The organism is Curtobacterium flaccumfaciens pv. betae (genome assembly GCF_026241855.1).
Taxonomy (GTDB): Bacteria; Actinomycetota; Actinomycetes; order Actinomycetales; family Microbacteriaceae; genus Curtobacterium; species Curtobacterium flaccumfaciens.
On sequence record NZ_JAPJDC010000001.1, the window covers coordinates 2,522,727 to 2,538,613 of the forward strand.

At 71.7% G+C, this 15,887-nt stretch carries 13 protein-coding genes and 1 tRNA gene; 3 read left to right on the plus strand and 11 right to left on the minus strand.

Annotation, left to right across the window (positions count from 1 at the left end):
• The first annotated feature begins 17 nt into the window (after positions 1-17).
• From ORG17_RS11805 to ORG17_RS18375, 3 genes are all read left to right on the plus strand, one after another.
• A tRNA-Pro gene (locus ORG17_RS11805) sits at positions 18-91 on the plus strand.
• Between the two features lie 157 nt (positions 92-248).
• Positions 249-1,283: a sensor histidine kinase gene (locus tag ORG17_RS11810; RefSeq protein ID WP_214525977.1), complete on the plus strand. Its 1,035-nt coding sequence runs from the start codon at positions 249-251 to the stop codon at positions 1,281-1,283.
• The gene (locus ORG17_RS18375) at positions 1,280-1,897 is read left to right on the plus strand and encodes a response regulator transcription factor (protein ID WP_111056152.1); all 618 of its coding nucleotides are present in this window, start codon (positions 1,280-1,282) and stop codon (positions 1,895-1,897) included. Before ORG17_RS11810 ends, ORG17_RS18375 begins: the two co-directional genes overlap by 4 nt.
• A gap of 80 nt (positions 1,898-1,977) precedes the next feature.
• Here ORG17_RS18375 and ORG17_RS11820 read toward each other — a convergent pair whose 3' ends face one another.
• The 11 genes from ORG17_RS11820 to ORG17_RS11870 all read right to left on the minus strand — a co-directional run bounded on the left by ORG17_RS11820 (position 1,978) and on the right by ORG17_RS11870 (position 15,868).
• Complete coding sequence (locus ORG17_RS11820; protein WP_214525978.1) at positions 1,978-3,024, minus strand: LLM class flavin-dependent oxidoreductase; 1,047 nt, start codon at positions 3,022-3,024, stop codon at positions 1,978-1,980.
• 252 nt (positions 3,025-3,276) lie between these two features.
• Entirely contained in the window at positions 3,277-3,903 is a 627-nt protein-coding gene (locus ORG17_RS11825; protein ID WP_214525979.1) for a thymidine kinase, read from the minus strand.
• Entirely contained in the window at positions 3,903-4,604 is a 702-nt protein-coding gene (locus tag ORG17_RS11830; RefSeq protein WP_071247332.1) for a response regulator transcription factor, read from the minus strand. Before ORG17_RS11830 ends, ORG17_RS11825 begins: the two co-directional genes overlap by 1 nt.
• The gene (locus ORG17_RS11835; RefSeq protein ID WP_214525980.1) at positions 4,591-5,823 is read right to left on the minus strand and encodes a hypothetical protein; all 1,233 of its coding nucleotides are present in this window, start codon (positions 5,821-5,823) and stop codon (positions 4,591-4,593) included. The genes ORG17_RS11830 and ORG17_RS11835 overlap by 14 nt, the downstream gene beginning before the upstream one ends.
• Complete coding sequence (locus ORG17_RS11840; RefSeq protein WP_214525981.1) at positions 5,820-7,040, minus strand: sensor histidine kinase; 1,221 nt, start codon at positions 7,038-7,040, stop codon at positions 5,820-5,822. The genes ORG17_RS11835 and ORG17_RS11840 overlap by 4 nt, the downstream gene beginning before the upstream one ends.
• 170 nt (positions 7,041-7,210) lie before the next feature.
• Positions 7,211-8,329 carry an Rv2578c family radical SAM protein gene (locus ORG17_RS11845; protein WP_214525982.1) on the minus strand — a complete coding sequence of 373 codons (1,119 nt, stop codon included), beginning with the start codon at positions 8,327-8,329 and terminating at the stop codon, positions 7,211-7,213.
• A gap of 58 nt (positions 8,330-8,387) precedes the next feature.
• Positions 8,388-9,875 carry a malate:quinone oxidoreductase gene (locus tag ORG17_RS11850; protein ID WP_214525983.1) on the minus strand — a complete coding sequence of 496 codons (1,488 nt, stop codon included), beginning with the start codon at positions 9,873-9,875 and terminating at the stop codon, positions 8,388-8,390.
• Between the two features lie 96 nt (positions 9,876-9,971).
• Positions 9,972-11,024 (minus strand): aspartate-semialdehyde dehydrogenase, encoded by a 1,053-nt coding sequence (locus ORG17_RS11855; protein WP_071405015.1) that lies wholly within the window; start codon positions 11,022-11,024, stop codon positions 9,972-9,974.
• 43 nt (positions 11,025-11,067) lie between these two features.
• Complete coding sequence (locus ORG17_RS11860) at positions 11,068-12,333, minus strand: aspartate kinase (protein ID WP_017888681.1); 1,266 nt, start codon at positions 12,331-12,333, stop codon at positions 11,068-11,070.
• Between the two features lie 116 nt (positions 12,334-12,449).
• The gene (recR, locus tag ORG17_RS11865) at positions 12,450-13,049 is read right to left on the minus strand and encodes a recombination mediator RecR (RefSeq protein WP_017888680.1); all 600 of its coding nucleotides are present in this window, start codon (positions 13,047-13,049) and stop codon (positions 12,450-12,452) included.
• Positions 13,049-15,868, minus strand: a complete 2,820-nt coding sequence (locus tag ORG17_RS11870; protein WP_214525984.1) for a DNA polymerase III subunit gamma and tau — start codon at positions 15,866-15,868, stop codon at positions 13,049-13,051. Before ORG17_RS11870 ends, recR begins: the two co-directional genes overlap by 1 nt.
• Positions 15,869-15,887 lie beyond the last annotated feature (19 nt).

Below are 15,887 nucleotides of genomic sequence, written 5' to 3' on the forward strand. Positions count from 1 at the left end.
ACGGAGTGATCACACCGCGGGGTGTGGCGCAGCTTGGTAGCGCGCCTCGTTCGGGACGAGGAGGTCGCAGGTTCAAATCCTGTCACCCCGACACTGTGTTGAGACAGTACGAAGAAGGCCCTGGTTCTCCGGAACCAGGGCCTTCTGCTTTCCCCGGGCGCAGCACGACCGTCCGATGGGTCGCACGACCCACTCGGTCCGTTCGTCCCCCGCTGCGAGCACCACCTCCCGCTACGCTCGCAAACGCCATGCAGAACGACCATCCCCTCGCCGCCGTGCTCACCACGATCGCTGCGGAGTTCCCCGACATCGCGGACGACCCGGTGCTCGCGAAGAACCTGACGGAGAACGTCACGTCGATGATCGCCGAGGCCCACGAGCGCTACGCGGCGGGGACCGACGGCAGCGTCGTGAGCCACACGTTCCTCGACCCCGAGCACCTGGCGACCGGCAGTCTGCACGCCGAGCACGCCCAGCACCCGGCCGGCGCGATGCTCGCGGCGGAGATGCTCTTCGACGCCTACCTGCCGGTCTTCGTCGACGAGGTCGGCGCGGCGTCCACCGCCGAGGTCCTGCGGGCCACCAGGGCCCTGCACGCCGGCATCTGGAGCCGGTTCCCGGCCGGAGCGGTCGCGTACACGGAGGCGCTGCGCCAGCGTGTCACCACGGCACACCTGGACTCCCGCACGCAGATCGCGCGAGACCTGCACGACCGCGTGGCACACGGCATCCTCGCCGGGTTGCAGCGCCTCGACCTCGTCCTGCTGACGGACCCGCCCGCGGACGAGCGCGCCGCACAGCTCGACGACGCGGCACGGTTGCTCCGGAGTGCACTCGGCGACGTGCAGGACCTCGCGGTGAGCCTGCACGCCCGCGTCGGTGACGCGCTGCTGGACGACGCGCTCCGCCGCCACGTGCACGACCTGTTCCCCGACGACGACCACCTGTCCATCGAGTCGACGGGCACCTCCGGCCCGCTGCCGAACTGGCAGGCAGAGGAAGCGCTGACGATCCTGCTCGAGGCGCTCACGAACCGCAGCAAGCACGCCCCGGGGTCGACGGCCTCGGTGCGCTTCGCGTGGTCGCCCGCTGCCGTGGTGGTGACGGTGACCGACGACGGCCCGGGCTTCGACGTGCACAGCGACGTCGACGGTCGCCTCGGGCAGCAGACGATGCGCGAGCGCGCCGCGGTGATCGGCGCTCGGCTCCACGTCGAGAGCACCCGCGGCAGCCGACAGCACGGCACCACCGTCCGCCTGAGGATCCCGAGGGGCACCCTGTGACCGTCACCCACGTCGCCATCGTCGACGACCACCGGCTGTTCCGTGAAGGGCTCGCCACCATCCTGGCCGCGGTCCCCACGATCCGCGTCGTCGCACACGGCGAGCGACCGGCCGAGGTGCTCGACTCCCCCGAGGCCGCCGCGGTCGACGTCCTGTTGCTCGACGTCGAGCTGGACGGTCCTCCGGCACGGACGACGATCGCCACGATCCGCCGCACCCGCCCGGACATCCGGGTGGTGGTGCTCACGATGCACCGGGACGCGGTCCTCCGCCGCACCCTGCTCGACGCCGGCGCGGTCGACTTCGTCACGAAGGACACCCCGAGCCGCGAACTCGTCGACCGGATCGCGCGTGCGGCGCATGCCGATGCGGCTCCCGTCACGTTCCCCGTCGACCTGGTCACCGAGGCCCGTGCCGGCTCACCGCTGAGCGACCGCGAGCTCGAGGTCCTGCGACTCATCGCCGCCGCACGCACCAACGCCGAGATCGCCGCCGACCTGCAGCTCGCGATCGGCACCGTCAAGCGGCACGTCTACAACGTGTTCCGCAAGCTCGACGTCGGCTCCCGCGTCGGTGCCGTCGCCGCGGCCACGCGCCTAGGCCTGCTCACCTGAGGCTCCACGGAACTCCGTGAGCAGCAATGGTCGGGTGCCCAGTGGACACCCGACCATTCCTGCTCACGAAGCGACCCGGACTAGACGGACGCAGCAGCCGCGCCCGCGGGAACGAGCTTGCCGGCGGCGTGCAGCCCGGCCACGACGTCGAGCGCCTGGTGCCGGTACCGCGCCTGCGCAGCACCGGGCGACACGATCACGCCGTTCGCCCCGGTCGACGCCACGAGTGCGTTGATCTTCTCCGCGACCTGCTCGGCGTTGCCGTAGGCCTGACGCTCGGTACGGGCGGCGATGAACCGACGCTCGAGGTCGTTGAACTCGTAGGCACGCGCCTCGTCCATCGACACCGGCTCAGGCTTCCGGCCCGAGCGCATCCGGATGAACGAGATCATGCCCGGGGCGCTCTGCTCGTCGATGACGGCGGGGTCCTCGTCGGTGACGACCTGCACGCCGATCAGCGCGTTCGGCGTCTCGCGGAAGCGCGACGGACGGAACGAGTCGCGGTACAGGGCGAGCGCGGCCTCGGTGTTATCCGACGCGAAGTGGTGGGCGAACGCGAACGAGATGCCGAGCGCACCGGCGACCTGGGCGCTGTAGCCCGAGGACCCGAGCAGCCAGAACTCCGGCACGTCGCCGTAGCCAGGCACGGCACGGATGCCGGCCAGCGGGTTCTCCGCGCCCATGCCGGTGAAGAACCCGATCAGGTCGGCCAGGCGGTCCGGGAAGTCGTCGACGTCGAGTCGATCCGTACGGCGGAGGGCCATCGCCGTCGCGCCGTCGGTGCCGGGAGCGCGCCCGAGCCCGAGGTCGACCCGGTCGCCGTACAGGGCACGGAGCGTGCCGAACTGCTCGGCGACGACGAGGGGCGCGTGGTTCGGCAGCATGACGCCACCCGAACCGATGCGGATGGTCGAGGTGGCCGCACCCACGGCGCTCAGCAGCACCGCCGGAGCCGAGGACGTGATGCCCGGCATCCCGTGGTGCTCGGCGACCCAGAACCGCTCGTACCCGAGCTGCTCCGCGTGCACGGCCATGTCGATGGACCCCTGCAGGGCCTCGGTGTTGGACTGGCCGTACTCGCGGGTGGCCAGGTCGAGGACGGACAGGTGCAGGGTGTCGTCGGTCATGTGGTCACCAACGCACGCGGGCCCGCCCGCATTCCACCCCGGACCTGGACGTCGACCGGTCAGGACATGCCGTCGCCCGGCCGCCGACGGGTCACCAGGCGTCGCCTGGAGGTCGCGGCAGCGACGGTTCGCGACCACTCGGCGGACGCGTGCGGCGCGCCCTGGACGCACCGTGCAGCGGACTGGAGGCCCGTGGCGGGGCCCGTACCGCGCCTCCAGGCCGCCCTTCGGTGGCGTCTCGGGCGCCGAGCGTCAGGCGCCGTCGAGGCGGCCGCCGGACTCCGTCAGGTAGCAGTTGGCGCAGAGCGACTCGTAGGCGACGTCGACGCCGTCGATCGCGACCTGGGAGCCGTCGAAGACGAACCGACCGTCGACCGTGCGGGCGTTGAAGACCGCCTTGCGGCCGCAGCGGCAGATGGTCTTCAGCTCTTCGAGGGAGTGCGCGACCTCGAGCAGGCGGGCGCTGCCGGGGAACGCCTCGGTGCGGAAGTCCGTGCGGATGCCGTACGTGATGACCGGGATCTCGTCGAGCACCGCGATGCGCAGCAGGTCGTCGACCTGCCGCGGGGTGAGGAACTGTGCCTCGTCGACGAGCACGCAGCTGACGGCCCGCACCATGCCGTCCAGGCGGTCCGACTCGGGGTCGACGGCGCCGGCCGCGGTGACGGCCTGGCGCACGTCGGCGTCCGGGGAGAAGACGATGTCGACGGTCCGGGTGACGCCCAGACGGGAGACGATCTCACGGTCGCCCTTGGTGTCCACGGCGGGCTTGGCGAGCAGCACCCGGTGCCCGCGCTCCTCGTAGTTGTACGCGGCCTGCAGCAGGCCCGTGCTCTTGCCGCTGTTCATCGCGCCGTAGCGGAAGTAGAGCTTCGCCACTACGCGAGGAACCCGTCCTCGGCGGCCCGCCGGATGAGGTCGGACTTCTTCGAGGCGGGGCGGCCCACCTTGCTGTACTTCTCGCGCACGCGACGCAGGTAGGTCTTGGCGGTCTCGTACTGCACGTTCATCTGCGCGGCGACCTCGTTCGTCGAGTAGCCGGACACGTAGAGCCGGAGCGCCTCTTCTTCACCGGCGCTGAGCTTCGGCCGCTGGTGGGCGGCGGCGCCCGTCGGCAGCGGACGCCACTCCCGGGGCTGCGGGGTCTCGCGGGCGACGCCCATGATCTCGCGGGCGACGTCCATGACCTCGCGCATCGGGAGCGACTTCGACAGGAACGCCGCGGCACCGGCGGCCAGGGCACGGTCGCGGGACTCACGGCTGTCGACGCTCGAGAGCACGATCACCTTCGCGCCGGCGGCACGACAGGTGCGGACGCGGGCCTCGATCGAGACGGGTTCCTTGAGCTGGAAGTCGAGGAACACCAGGTCGGTCGGGAAGCTGTCGCTGTGGACCATCTCGAGCCAGGTGTGCGCGGTCAGGGCCAGGTCGAAGTCGAACGCGTTCACCGCGATCCAGCTCGACAGGCTGTCCAGCAGCACCTCGTGGTCGTCGAGGATGGCCAGCCGCACACGTCGTGCTCCCGGGTTCGGGAGGGACGGCAACCCCTCCGAGAGCCTGTTCGGGTCAGTGCTGGTCATAGGAGAACCTTAGTGCGAGGGCGGAAGGGCGGACCGCGACGTCGAGGTCGGGGAACGTCACGCGGAGGACGGCGAAGTAGGGGTCGAAGGTGCGGTGGATGCCGATGTCGGAGTCCGCCACGGCGAGCTCCATGTCGACGGTCACCCGAGCGGGTGCGGGCGACTGCGCGGGCCGGGCTGCAAGGGGCGCCGACGCTGCCAGGGACGCCGCCTGGGCGGCCGGGTCCGCCACCGTGTGTGCTCGTCGCACCGTCGCGCGGAACCCGGCCGGGTCGACGGTCGACGCGCGGAGCGCTGCGCGGACGAAGGTGCGGACGACCGCCCGCTGGTCGGTGTCGAGCGTCGCGATGAGGCCGTCGGGGTCGTCGACCACCGGCGCCTGGCCGCCGTCGACCCGGACGGCGTGCTCGAACCAGGTGCGATCGGCGTCGGCGACCATGGACGCCCGGATGCCGTCGGCGATCGCGCGGGCACGGGCACGGTCGGCGTCGGTGATGACGTCGCGCGTGCGGAGCTCGGCGAAGAACGGGGCGACGTCGCGGGACAGGATCGTCGAGCGGTCCTGCTGCACGCTCGCCGCGATGCCGTCCCGCTCGGCACGCGCGACGGAGTACGACCCGGCACGGATCTGCACCCGTTCGGCGAGCCCCGCAAAGGTCCAGGCGAACACCGCGGACGCGGCGGTCAGCACGAGCGTCGGGGCCGCGGCCAGGAACGCCGCGACGGCGACCGGCACCTCGTGCGGGAACTCGGCTGCACCCGCGCCCCAGGTCACGGCGTTCACCGCGGCCAGGACGACTCCGCCGATCGTCAGGTCGGTCCACGGGCGGTACGGCGCGACCATGACGATGCCGGTCGCGGTGATCAGGGACATGAAGTCGTTCAGGGCACTGCGGTCCGGCCCCCACTGCGCCGCGACGCTCGTGACCGACGCCAGGCCGAGCAACCCGACGTGCGCGACGAACGCCGAACGCGGGAACGGCGCACGGAACGGGCTCGAGGCAGCGAGCACCACCACCGCCGAGGCCGCGACGAGCAGCACCGTGAGGGCGCTGAGTGTCGGGCTGCCCACGACGTCGCGGTCGAAGATCGACACGAGCAGGGCCCAGACGACGCTGCCGGCCCCGAGCACGAGGGCCAGGGGCCGCGACCCCATCGCGCCGAGCGGGTCGTACTGCTGCGCGGTGCGGCGGGACCCGCGCTGCCGTGCCGCCGTCATCGCTCGGTCCCCCGCTCGTCGCTGACCACCGGCACGGTGACCGCGCCGGTGACCGGTCCGTACGGCACGGTCATCATGACGCTCGTGCCGGAACCGGGCGACGACCAGATCTGGACGTCGCCACCGACCCGGCCGATCCGCTCACGCACCGAGCCGCGGAGGCCCATCCGGTCGGCTCCGGTGGCGTCCTCGTTGAACCCACGACCGTCGTCGACGACCATGACGGTGCAGGACGCGCTGTCGTCGAACACGCTCACCTCGGCGGCGTCGGTCCCCGCGTGCTTCCGCACGTTGGCCAGGCACTGCCCGACGGCCCGGACGACCGCCGACAGTGCACGCTGGTCCAGGCGTTCCAGCGCGGAGGTGTCACCGGAGACGGTGACGTCGAGCCCGAGCGTCCGGTGCTCGTCGACCATGGCGCCGAACGCCTCGGCCGCGGCCCCGGGACGCGGGCGGGCGGTCGGCGCGAGCCACCCCTTGCCGGTGAGCACCGCGACGTCGGCGTCGACCGTCTCGGCGAGGTGCGGGTCCATCGGGCCGTCCGGCGCGAGGGCGATGGCGCCCAGGTGGTTGAGCACGGTGTCGTGCAGGATCGCGGACGCCTCGGCCTCGACCCCGGCGCGGTAGGCGGACACGTGTTCTTCGCGCGCGGAGCGCAGGAGTTCGGGCTGCACCCGTTCGCTCCGGCCCGTGCTGCGGGTGGTGAAGAGCACGAGCGCGACCACGAAGCCCAGGGTGACCCAGGCCAGGATGAGCGGACGGGGCGACTGGTCGGCCTGCACGATGGCGATCCAGGTGGCGAGTCGTCCGGTCAGGAAGCCCACGAAGGACCACAGCACGACCCGGCTCGGCACGGCCCCCGCTCCCCCGACCAGGATGAGCGGGATCACGACGAGGGACATCAGGTACGAGGTCACCCACCCGGTCGGCACCTGCTGCTGGACCCCGACGGCGAACCACCAGGCGCAGACACCGCCGACGGCCAGGAACGCGATCGCCGAGACCCGGGTGCCGAACTGCACGTGCACGCCGATCATGGCGAGCATCGGGACGACCGCCAGCGCGGTGCCGACGACCTGCACCCCGGGCTCGGACAGGCCGTAGAGCACGAGCGTGATGGCCGCGGCCAACAGGGACCCGATGGCGCCGGCGTGGAATGCGCGCACGGTCGACCACGCGTTCACTCGCGGTGCGAGGTGCGTGGGGATGCCGAGCACGAGGTGGATCCTTCCGGGTGGCGAGGGCGCCGTCCACGATCCAACCACCGGAGCAGCGGCCGTGTACCCCGAATCCGGGGCCGTGCGGCGACCCGCACGATGATAGCGGCCCGGACCGGGGTCTTGCTGTCCCCCGAACGTGGACCGGACACGACCCGGACGGACACCCCTCAGAACAGCGTCTGTGCCGCCGCCGGCCGGAGCAGCCGCTGGTCGAAGCCGGGGTCGGCGCGCTTCAGCGGTGACACCGTCGGCACCGACTGCTCCTCTGGCACGCCCGACTGCAGCGTTCGCGGTTCGGAGAAGCCCATCGACCCCGTCGCCGGGTCCACCCGCCCCAGTCCGACCCCGTGGGCCGCCAGGATCGGGCGGATGCGCTCCGACAGCCACCGTCGGTAGTCCTTCGGCGCGTAGGTGTTGTCGAGGTACATCGCGCGGTACCGCTGCACCAGGTCGGGTCGCTCGCGGCCGAGCCACTCGAACCACCACGGCTTGACGCCGGGTCGCAGGTGCAGCGCCGAGTACATGATGCTCGTCGCACCGGCCGCGGTCGCCCGACCGATGGCGTCATCGAGGTGTGCGCGGGTGTCGGTGATGTACGGCAGCACGGGCATGAGGAACACCGCGCAGTCGAGCCCAGCGTCGCGGATGGCCCGCACGGTCGCCAGCCGGGCCGACGTCGTCGGGGTGCCGGACTCGACCGACTGCTGCAGCGAGTCGTCGTACACGGCGATCGACATCGCGAGGTCGACCGGCACCACCTTCGCCGCCTCGACCAGCAGCGGGAGGTCGCGGCGCAGCAGCGTGCCCTTCGTCAGGATGCTGAACGGGGTGCGCGACTCCGCCAGCGCCTCGATCACACCGGGCATCAGGCGGTACCGCCCCTCGGCCCGCTGGTAGGGGTCGGTGTTCGTGCCGAGCGCCACCGGGTGGTGGTCCCACGAGGGCTTGCCGAGCTCACGCCGCAGCACCTCGGCGACGTTCGTCTTCACCACGATCTGCTGGTCGAAGTCGGCGCCGCCGTCGAACTCCAGGTACGTGTGCGTCGGGCGGGCGAAGCAGTACACGCAGGCGTGGCTGCACCCGCGGTACGGGTTGATCGTCCAGCCGTACGTCCCCGACCCGTCCGCGCTCGGCACCCGGTTCAGGGCGCTCTTCGCCAGGACCTCGTGGAAGGTCACCCCGGCGAACTCGGGCGTCGTCACGCTCCGGACGAACCCGCTGTTCGACTCCATCCCGGGCAGTGCGTCGCTCTGCTCGGCATCGATCGCCTGTCCACTCCACCGCATGCGGTCATTCGAACACACGTTCGAACAGACTGCAAGCCGGAGCGGTCCGGTGCAGTCCTCAGTGGTGCAGGCCGAGTACCTTCGCGGTGCGCTCGAGCGTGGCGTCCGCCAGCTCCGGGTCGTCCCCGAGGTCCTGCCCGTAGGTCGGCACCATCGCTCGGACGTCGTCCTGCCAGGCGTCCCACCGGTCCGGGAAGCACCGGTGCAGCATCGTGAGCATGATCGGCACGGCGGTCGAGGCACCCGGTGACGCCCCGAGCAGCCCCGCGATCGAACCGTCGGCGGCGGTGATGACCTCGGTGCCGAACTGCAGCACACCGCCCTTGTCCTTGTCGGGCTTGATCACCTGGACGCGCTGCCCAGCGGTGATGCGGTGCCAGTGCTCGGGCTCGGCGCTCGGCATGAAGTCACGGAGCGCCTCGAACTTGGTGTGCTTCGACGCGAGGAGCTGGCCGACCAGGTAGCGGACCAGGTCGAAGTTCGAGAACGCGACGCTCAGCATCGGGCGGAGGTTGTGCGGCCGGATCGAGCGGAACAGGTCGAGGACCGAGCCCTGCTTCAGGAACTTCGGGCTGAACCCGGCGTACGGCCCGAACATCAGCGACGAACCACCGTCGACGATGCGGGTGTCGAGGTGCGGCACCGACATCGGCGGGGCGCCGACACTGGCCTTGCCGTAGACCTTGGCCGAGTGCTTCTGCACCACCTCGGGGTCGTCGGTGCGCAGGAACTCGCCCGACACCGGGAAGCCGCCGTAGCCCCGGATCTCCGGGATGCCGGACTTCTGCAGCAGGTGCAGGGCTCCGCCGCCGGCGCCGACGAAGACGAACTTCGCGGCGATGCGCTGCGTCGACCGGCCGATCTCGTTGCGGACGTTGAGCACCCAGCCCTCGGACACCTTCGAGCGGGTCAGGTTGGTGACCTGGTGCGAGGGTTCGAACTCGACACCGTCGATCTCGAGCTGGTCGAAGAGCTGGCGGGTGAGCGACCCGAAGTCGACGTCCGAGCCGGCCGCCGAGTAGGTCGCCGCGATCGGCTGGTCTTTCTTGCGGCCGGGGATGAGCGCCGGCGCCCACTTCCGGATCTGCGACGGGTCGTCCGAGAACTCGATGCCCGCGAAGAGCGGGTGGTCACGCATGGCCTCGTACCGGGCACGCATGTAGGCGACGTTGGCCTCGCCCCACACGAACGAGATGTGCGGCGTGGGGTTGATGAAGTTCGACGGCTCCGGCAGCACACCGGTCTCGACCAGGTGCGCCCAGAACTGCCGCGAGACCTGGAACTGCTCGTTGACCGTGACGGCCTTCGCGATGTCGACACGGCCGTCCGGCAGTTCCGGCGTGTAGTTCAGCTCGCACAGTGCCGAGTGCCCGGTACCGGCGTTGTTCCACGGGTTCGAGGACTCCTGCGCAACCGTGCCGAGCCGCTCGTACACGCGGATCTTCCAGCTGGGCTCGAGCCTGTGGATGATGGCCCCGAGCGTGGCACTCATGATGCCTCCGCCGATCAGGACGACGTCGATGGGGTCCACCTGCTGCTCTGCCACCCGTCGATCCTACCGGCGGCATCCGACAGACGGACAGGAGGCCCGTGGCGGTGTCGCCACGGGCCTCCTGTCCGTCTGCTGGTCGCGCTCGGCGCGCTACGCGTCGACGGAGCGGCGCGCGACGATCGTCTCCGCGATCTGCACCGCGTTGAGCGCGGCGCCCTTCCGCAGGTTGTCGTTGCTGACGAACAGGACGAGGCCGCGACCCTCGGGCGCGGACTGGTCCGCGCGGATGCGGCCGACGAACGCCGGGTCCTGGCCGGCGGCCTGCAGCGGGGTCGGGACGTCGGAGAGTTCGACTCCGGGTGCGCTCGACAGGATCTCGGTCGCACGCTCGGGCGACAGCGGACGCTCGAACTCGGCGTGCACCGAGATGGAGTGCCCGGTGAACACGGGGACGCGCACGCACGTGCCGGCGACGAGCAGGTCGGGCAGCTCGAGGATCTTCCGGCTCTCGTTCCGGAGCTTCTTCTCCTCGTCGGTCTCGCCCAGGCCGTCCTCGACGATGCTGCCGGCGAGCGGCACGACGTCGAAGGCGATCGGGCGGACGTACTTGACTGGCTCGGGGAACGTCACGGCGGATCCGTCGTGCGTCAGCGCAGCGGTGTCCTGCTCGAGCGCGGCCTTCGCCTGGCCCAGGAGTTCCTCGACCCCGGCGAGCCCGGAACCCGAGACCGCCTGGTAGGTCGTCGCGACCAGGCGGCGGAGCCCGGACTCGGTGTCGAGCACCTTGAGCACCGGCATGATCGCCATGGTCGTGCAGTTCGGGTTCGCGATGATGCCCTTCGGCGCCTGGTCGATGGCGTGCGGGTTCACCTCGCTCACGACGAGCGGGACGTCGGGGTCCATGCGCCAGGCGCTCGAGTTGTCGACGACGAGCGCTCCGGCTGCGGCGAACTTCGGCGCGAGGGCCCGCGAGGCGGTGGCCCCGGCGGAGAACAGCGCGATGTCGATGCCGGACGGGTCGGCGAGCTCGGAGTCCTCGACCACGATCTGCTCGCCCCGGAACGGCAGCGTCGTGCCTGCGGAACGGGCGCTCGCGAAGAAGCGGACCCGGTCGGCCGGGAACGCGCGCTCTTCGAGCAGGCGACGCATCACGGCGCCGACCTGGCCGGTGGCGCCGACGACGGCGACGGTGAGGGTGCTCATGCGGTGCTCCTGGTGGTTCAGCGGATCGACGGGTCAGCGGGCGTCAGCGGCCGGTGCCGGCGTAGACGACGGCCTCGGCGTCGGCGTCGAGGCCGAACGCGCTGTGCACGACGCGCATCGCCTCGTTCAGGGTGTCGGCGCGGGTGACGACCGAGATGCGGATCTCGGAGGTGGAGATCATCTCGATGTTGATCGACGCGTCGTGCAGGGCGCGGAAGAGCTGCGCCGAGACACCGGCGTTCGTGCGCATCCCGGCGCCGACCAGGGCGAGCTTGCCGATCTGGTCGTCGTACTGGATGCTCTCGTAGCCGATGTCGGCCTTCGCGACCTCGAGCGCCGTCAGCACGGTCTGGCCCTGGTCCTTCGGCAGGGTGAACGAGATGTCCGTCCGCCCGGTCGACGCCGCCGACACGTTCTGGACGATCATGTCGATGTTCGCCCCTGCGCGCGCGACGTTGGTGAAGATCTCGGCGGCCTTGCCCGGCTGGTCCGGGACCCCCACGACGGTGATCTTGCCCTCGGAGAGGTCTCCGGCGATCCCGGTGATGATCGGTTCTTCCACGGTTTCCCCCTCGGCAGGGTTGTAGACGATGGTGCCCTCGTTGTTGTTGAACGAGGACCGGACGTGCAGGGTGACGCCGTGCCGCCGGGCGTACTCGACGGCGCGGATGTACAGGACCTTGGCACCCGAGGCTGCGAGCTCGAGCATCTCCTCGCTGGTGACGCGGTCGACCTTGCGGGCCTTCGGCACGACACGGGGGTCGGCGGTGAAGATGCCGTCGACGTCGGTGTAGATCTCGCAGACGTCGGCGTCGAGTGCTGCGGCGAGGGCGACGGCCGTGGTGTCCGAGCCGCCGCGGCCGAGCGTGGTGATCTCGCCCGTGGTGCGGTTGAAGCCCTGGAACCCGGCGACGATCGCGACGTGGCCGGAGTCGAGCGCCTCGCGCACGCGCTTCGGGGTGACGTCGACGATGCGGGCCTTGCCGTGCTGGGCGTCGGTGAGCATGCCCGCCTGGCTGCCGGTGTAGGAGGACGCTTCGACCCCGAGGCTCTTGATCGCCATCGCGAGCAGCGCCATCGAGATGCGCTCCCCCGCGGTCAGGAGCATGTCGAGCTCACGGCCGGCGGGGATCGGCGTGACGGAGTGCGCCAGGTCGACGAGTTCGTCGGTGGTGTCGCCCATCGCCGACACCGCCACGACCACGTCGTTGCCGGCCTTCTTCGTCTCGACGATCCGCTTCGCCACGCGCTTGATGCTCTCGGCGTCCGCGACGGATGAACCACCGAACTTCTGCACGATCAAGGCCACTGGCTGGTACTCCCGGAGACGGCGACACCGCGAGGTCACGCGGTCTCACAATGGTAGTCGGTGTTTCGGGGATGTTGCGTGCGAGCGGGCCCCGACGCAAGGATCCTGCGTGGGGGTCAACCGCCGACGACGCGGCGCCCCTCGAAGGCACGACCGAGCGTGACCTCGTCGGCGTACTCCAGATCGCCGCCGACCGGTAGCCCCGACGCGAGCCGCGTGGTGCGGATGCCCATCGGGACGAGCAGCCGGCTGAGGTAGGTCGCCGTCGCCTCGCCCTCGAGGTTGGGGTCGGTCGCGATGATGACCTCGGCCACCGTGCCGTCGGCCAGGCGCGTCATGAGCTGCTGGATGCGGAGGTCGTCCGGTCCGATGCCGTCGATCGGGCTGATCGCCCCGCCGAGCACGTGGTACAGCCCACGGAACTCCCGGGTGCGCTCGATCGCCGCCACGTCCTTCGCTTCTTCCACGACGCAGATCGTGGCCGGGGAGCGGCGCGGGTCACGGCAGATGCTGCACTGGACGTTCTCGGTGACGTTGCCGCAGATCTCGCAGAAGCGGACCCGCTCCTTGACGTCGGCCAGCAGCTCGGACAGACGACTCGGGTCGAACGACTCGGTCTGCAGGATGTGGAAGGCGATGCGCTGCGCCGACTTCGGTCCGATGCCGGGCAGGCGGCCGAACTCGTCGATGAGGTCCTGGACGATCCCGTCGTACATCAGGCACCGTCCTGGTGGAGAGCGGTCTCCTCGATGAACTGGGCGTTGAGGATCTCACGCACGACGGCCTCGCCGTACCGGCCGGCGACCGGGGCGCGGCGCGCGGGCGGTGCGGTGCGTGCGGGAGCGGCGGCGGGCTGGGCCGCGCGCTGCGGTGCGGCCTGCTGCGCCGGGGCTGCCGGCGCCGCGGCTGCGGGCGCTGCGCCGCGTCCGATCCCCGGGTCGGGGAACGGTGCGCCGTCGTCGTACGGTTCGTCATCGAGCGGGTAGTCGTCGACCGGTACGCCCGGCACGACAGGACCGCCGGGAGGCACGGCTGACGCTCCGGACGCCGCCTGCGGACCCGGGGTGGTCGGCTGGTCGGGCTGCCCGGCCGTGGCACCGGCCGGTCGCGCGGGTGCGGCCGACGGTGCCGGCTCGGTCGGCTGGGGCGTGCTCGCCTCGGCGGGGGCGACCGGCGCGGATGCTGGCACGGTGCCGAAGGGGGCCGCCCAGCTGGGCTCGACGGACTCCGGGACGGCGTCGGCGGTGGGGTCGCTGGCGGGGATGGTCGCGACCGCCCAGTCCGTCACCGGTGCACCGGAGGGAGCGGGGGTCGGCTCGGCCGGTGCCTGGTCGCGCTGCGGCGCGGACGCGGTCGGCGCTGCCTTCGGCTCCGGCGCGGACTTCGGCGCTGGCGCGGACTTCGGCGCCGGCGCTGCCGTCGGCGCAGGGGCTGCCGTCGACTCGGGTGCTGCCGACGCGGCCTTCGGCTCCGTGGCAGGGGCGGCCGTCGTCGTGGAGGCGGCAGCGGACGCCGGCGCCGGGGCTTCCGGTGCTGTGGGCGCCGGAGCCGGAGCCGGAGCCGGGCTCGCGGCGGCGGGCGCCTGCGCAGCAGGGGCCGAACGCTGGGCCGGTGCGGCCTGCTGCGCCGGAGCCGGCTGCTGCTGCTGCTGCTGCTGGGGACGCTGCTGCTGTCCGGGCCCGCGGGCGACGAACTTCACGCGGAGCCCGAGGACGTCCACGATGGCGGCGCGCAGCAGTTCGCTGACGCTGGCCGAGGGGTCGGACATCTCCTTGAACGAGGCGACGTCCTGCTGACTCGGGAACGTCAGCGTCAGCACGTCGTCGCGGAGCGCGGTGACCTGCGCCGTGACGACCACCGACCACGCCGAACGCTTGGCGTGCTGCACGTGCTCGACGATCTGCGGCCAGGAGTCGCGCATCTGCTGGAAGCCGACGGCACCGACGGTCCGGACGGCGGGCTCGTCACCGATCGTCGTGCCCTGACCGGTGGACGACGGACTGACCGGCTCGGCAGCGGGCTTCGAAGGCTCGGACTTCGCGGGCTCGCCCGAGGACTTCGCGGGCTCGGCCGAGGACTTCGCGGGCTCGGCCGAGGTCTGCTCGGGTGCGCCAGGGGTGCTCGGAGCGACCGCTGCCCACGACGCTGCGGCGTCACGAGCCACGGCTCCGGAGTCGGCCTGCGGCGCGGCGGGCTGCTCGACGGGACGCTCGGGCGTCGTGCGAGGCGCTGCCGGAGCGGGCGAGGGTGCGAGGGAGGGAGCAGGAGCCGCGGCTGCCGGCTGCTCACGACGCGGTGCAGCGGCGACGGCGGGAGCGGACTGCTCGCCGGCGCCGGCCTGGTGTCCACCGGCGTCGTGCCCACCGGCGTCGCCCACCCCGACACGACGTTCCAGCCGCTCCACCCGGGCGAGGGCCCCGCGCTGGGTGTCGTCGGCCTCGGGCACGAGCATCCGGGCCGTCATGAGTTCGAGGTGCAGCCGGGGCGAGGTCGCGCCGGTCATCTCGGTGAGGGCCCGGTTCGCGATGTCGGCGGAACGGGAGAGCCCGGTCGCGCCGAAGACCCCGGCCTGGCGGCTCATGGTGTCGAGCTCTTCCGGTGAGACCCCGCGCAGGACCGCGGCGGCGCTCTCGTTGGTCGCCGCGACGACGATCAGGTCGCGCAGGCGCTCGAGCAGGTCCTCGACGAAGCGGCGGGGGTCCTGTCCGGTCTGCACGACACGGTCGATCGCGGCGAACGCGGACGCCGGGTCGGCGACGGCCAGGGCGTCGACGACGTCGTCGAGCAGGGCGGCGTCGGTGTAGCCGAGCAGGGCCACGGCACGCTCGTAGGCGATCGCCCCGTCTTCGCTGCCGGCCATCAGCTGGTCGAGCAGGGACAGGGTGTCACGGACGGATCCGCCGCCGGCACGCACCACCAGGGGCAGGACGCCGGGGGCCACCGACACGGACTCCTGCGTGCAGAGCTGCTCGATGTACTCGAGCATCACCGCGGGCGGGACGAGCCGGAACGGGTAGTGGTGGGTGCGCGACCGGATGGTGCCGATGACCTTCTCGGGCTCGGTCGTCGCGAAGATGAACTTGACGTGCTCCGGGGGTTCCTCGACAAGCTTGAGCAGCGCGTTGAAGCCCTGCGGCGTCACCATGTGCGCTTCGTCGAGGATGAAGATCTTGTAGCGGTCGCGGGCCGGGGCGAACACGGCACGGTCGCGCAGGTCACGCGCGTCGTCGACACCGTTGTGGCTCGCGGCGTCGATCTCGATGACGTCGAGCGAACCGCTGCCGTCGCGGGCGAGTTCCACGCAGCTCGGGCAGACACCGCAGGGGGTGTCGGTCGGGCCCTCGGCGCAGTTCAGGCAGCGCGCGAGGATGCGGGCCGACGTCGTCTTGCCGCAGCCACGCGGGCCGCTGAACAGGTAGGCGTGGTTGACGCGGTTCGTGCGGAGCGCCGTGCGGAGCGGGTCGGTGACCTGCGACTGCCCGATCAGCTCGGCGAAGTTCTCGGGCCGGTAACGGCGATACAGGGCGGTGACCACGCGACAAGGGTAGCCGTCA